Below are 3,361 nucleotides of genomic sequence, written 5' to 3'. Positions count from 1 at the left end.
CCCAGACATATTGCAGGACGTCGCTGATCTGCACGACGATGACGAGGAAGGCGATGAGCAGGACGTTGCGGCCCTCGTAGCCGGCAATGTCGAGGCTGAGCAAAGCCGGAACGTGCGAGGTGGCGAAGACGCAGATCATCAACGCCCATTGCACTTCCGCGATGCGCACGAGGAAATGCTCGGTATCGCCGCGGGCCGCCGCAATGATCGGCATCAGCAGGAAGGCGTAGACCGGGATGAAGATCGAATAGAGCCCGTACCACTCGATCCAGACCAGATAGTACTGAACCGGCAGCACGACGAAGAAGGCCGCGGCGAGCGCCCAATGGTCGGCGCGGCGCGTATCGGTCAGCGTGATGAACTCGCGCAGCGCCGCAAAGGAGCAGAAGCCGAAGAGCAGGGTCACGCCGGTCTTGCCGCCGATCAGCGCCAGCCCCATCAGAACGACCATGACCCACCAGGCGCGGATACGGTCGTTGAGGTTCTCGATCACGGCATTGGAGCCGTCGGGCGAGAGCTTGCGCTGCAGCACGAAGCCGATGGTCGAGGCGACGACGAGGACGCCCAGGATGCCGGCGAGAACGGCCACAAGGTCGGGATGCGGCATCGTCATGACGCGCTCGCCTTCGGGGACAGGGCGAGCAAGGCGGCCTCGGCCCTCGCCAGGAAATCCGGCTTGGTCTCGCCGTCGGCGAGGCGAAGCGGCGCGCCGAAGGTCACGGTGCAGATCAGCGGGATCGGCACGAATTCGCCCTTGGGCATGACGCGGTTGAGATTGTCGATCCAGGCCGGTACCAGCGCCACATCCCGCCGCGCCTGCGCCAGATGGAACAGGCCACTCTTGAACGGGAGCAGGCGGGCGTCGGTGGTGTTGCGCGTGCCTTCCGGGAAGACGATCAGCGACGAGCCGGCATCGAGCGCCTCGGTCATCTGCGCGACCGGATCGCTGGTGCGGCTCTCGCGATCGCGGTCGATCAGCACCGCATTGAAGACGTCGCGACCGATGAAGCGGCGCAGGCCGCTCTTCAGCCAATAGTCGCTGCCGGCGACCGGCCGGGTCGCGAAGCGCATGCGCCGCGGCAGCACCGTCCAGATCAGGACGAAATCGCCGTGGCTCACATGGTTGGCAAAATAGATGCGCTGCTCGTCGGCGGGCGCGACGCCCGCCCAGCGGCCGCGCACGGCCGTGATGAAGCGGGCGAAGAAGAGGATGAGCGCGCCAGCCAGACTTGCCCCTGCCCCACGCATTCCCCGATCCTGCCCCGTTAGCCGTCCAAAGGAGGTAGCGCCTGTTTCAAGCCCTGTCGATATCGCTCGCCTGGCGCGCCCCTGCCATCATCCGGTCGAGGCCGTGGCAGGAAGAAGGGACGGCATCCGGGTGCCGTGCAACGGCGCCCGGAGAGGACCTCAGATCGAACGGGTGATGCCGCCGTCGACGCGCAGGTTCTGGCCGGTGATATAGGCCGCGTCCTTCGAAGCCAGGAAGGCGATGGTGCCGGCGATCTCGGCGCTGGTGCCGTAGCGTTGCATCGGCACGCCCTGGCGCCGCTCCTCCGTCGCCGGCAGGCTGTCGATCCAGCCGGGCAGGACGTTGTTCATGCGGATATTCTCGGCCGCATAGGTATCCGCGAAGATTTTGGTGAAGGAGGCGAGCCCCGCCCGGAACACCGCCGAGGTCGGGAACATCGCGCTCGGCTCGAAGGCCCAGGCCGTCGAGATGTTGATGATGGAGCCTGCCTTCTGCCGCTGCATGATCGGCGTCACCAGACGCGTCGGCCTGATAGCGTTGAGCAGATAGGTATCCATGCCGCGATGCCAGTCCTCGTCGGTGATGTCGAGGATCGGCGCGCGCGGCCCGTGACCGGCGCTGTTGACGAGGACGTCGACGCGGCCCCAGCGCTCCATGGCGAGATCGACGAGGCGCGTCAGGTCGTCGTTCGACTGGTTGGAGCCGGTGACCCCGATGCCACCGAGCTCGGCGGCCAGTGCCTCGCCCTTGCCCGAGGACGAGAGGATTCCGACGGCGAAGCCATCCGCCGCCAGGCGCTTTGCCGCCGCGGCGCCCATGCCGCTGCCACCCGCCGTGACCAGGGCGACCTTGTTCACTGCCATTCCATCCTCCTGCATCGACTGTCGCGAATCCGGCGATATTCCTAGCATTCCGGCCGGGCCGTGACGAACCCGGCCCGGCGCTTGCCTACCCGTCGCCAAGCGCAACAAATTTGCATCCTGCGGGCAGGATTGCAGCGCTTCTTTCGGCGTATCTGCACTATCCCTTCGCAACCCCGTGAAGCGAGGCCGCACCGATGTCCAAGCTCGATCTCGACGCCCTGCAATCCGAGATGACCGCGTGGCGCCGCCACCTGCACGCCCATCCCGAATGCGGCTTCGAGGAGAAGCGCACCTCAGCCTTCGTCGCCGCAAAATTGCGCGAATTCGGCCTGGACGAGGTCGTCGAGGGCATCGGCGGCACCGGCGTTGTTGGAACGCTCAAGCGCGGCAGCGGCAACCGCGCCATCGCCCTGCGCGCCGACATGGACGCGCTGCGCATCGCCGAGCAGGGCGAGCATCCCTATCGCTCGCAGACGCCCGGCGTGATGCATGCCTGCGGCCATGACGGCCATACCAGCATGCTGCTCGGCGCGGCCAAGCTCTTGGCGGAGGAAGGCGGTTTCGACGGCACGGTGCGCTTCCTGTTCCAGCCGGCCGAGGAATGGGGGCGCGGTGCGCTCGCCATGCTCGACGGCGGATTGATGGAGCGCTTCCCCTTCGACGAGATCTACGGATTGCACAACATGCCTGGCCTCGCCATCGGGCAGTTCCAGACGCGCGCCGGCTCCTTCATGTCGGCCGAAGACAATTTCGAGATCGTGTTGAAAGGCGTCGGCGGCCATGCCGCCCGACCGCATTCCGGCAGCGAGGTCCTCGTCGCCGCCTGCGCGCTCGTGATGCAGCTCCAGACCATCGTCTCGCGCCGCCTGAGCCCGGCCGACATCGCGGTCGTCTCGGTCACCGAACTCCTGACAGACGGCACCCGCAACGTGCTGCCGGGAACGGCGCGCATCCTCGGCGACGCCCGCAGCTTCCGCCCCGAGGTCAGCGCCGCGATCGAGCGCCAGATGGGCATCATCGCCCGCGGCACCGCCGAGAGCTACAACCTCATCCACGAGTTCACCTATACCCGCGAATTCGTGCCGCTGGTGAACGACGCGGCGCTCTCGCAGGAAGCACTCGCCGCTGCCCGGACCGTGCTCGGCGACGACAATGTCGCGACCGCATCCGAGCCGATGACGGGCTCGGAGGATTTCGCCCGCTTTCTCGACCATGTGCCCGGCTGTTTCGCCTATGTCGGCAATGGCGA

Annotated in this window: 4 protein-coding genes; 1 reads left to right on the top strand and 3 read right to left on the bottom strand. The window is 66.8% G+C overall.

Features of this window, described 5'->3' with window-relative positions:
* The 3 genes from Q0Q02_RS23570 to Q0Q02_RS23560 form a co-directional block, all read right to left on the bottom strand.
* On the bottom strand, positions 1 to 613 hold a 613-nt coding region (locus tag Q0Q02_RS23570; protein WP_293813239.1), incomplete at its 3' end, for a phosphatidate cytidylyltransferase.
* A complete protein-coding gene (locus Q0Q02_RS23565; protein WP_293813237.1) occupies positions 610 to 1,248 on the bottom strand; it encodes a lysophospholipid acyltransferase family protein in 639 nt (212 codons plus the stop codon). The genes Q0Q02_RS23570 and Q0Q02_RS23565, both read right to left, overlap by 4 nt.
* A gap of 159 nt (positions 1,249 to 1,407) precedes the next feature.
* Complete coding sequence (locus Q0Q02_RS23560) at positions 1,408 to 2,112, bottom strand: SDR family oxidoreductase (protein ID WP_293813235.1); 705 nt, start codon at positions 2,110 to 2,112, stop codon at positions 1,408 to 1,410.
* Positions 2,113 to 2,306: 194 nt separating this feature from the next.
* Between Q0Q02_RS23560 and Q0Q02_RS23555 the strand changes: the two genes are divergently transcribed.
* Positions 2,307 to 3,361 (top strand): amidohydrolase (locus Q0Q02_RS23555; RefSeq protein WP_293813233.1); only part of this gene is annotated, 1,055 nt, incomplete at its 3' end.

It is taken from the genome of uncultured Allobosea sp. (assembly GCF_945956895.1).
Classification (GTDB): domain Bacteria; phylum Pseudomonadota; class Alphaproteobacteria; order Rhizobiales; family Beijerinckiaceae; genus Allobosea.
Note: the sequence above shows the minus strand (reverse complement) of the source record. Positions and strands in the feature narration are given on the sequence as shown.

What these genes read in the sequence shown, in the direction of transcription:
- Q0Q02_RS23565 (WP_293813237.1), bottom strand. Translation starts at nt 1,248, where the DNA reads ATGCGTGGGGCAGGGGCAAGTCTGGCTGGCGCGCTCATCCTCTTCTTC.
- Q0Q02_RS23560 (WP_293813235.1), bottom strand. Translation starts at nt 2,112, where the DNA reads ATGGCAGTGAACAAGGTCGCCCTGGTCACGGCGGGTGGCAGCGGCATG.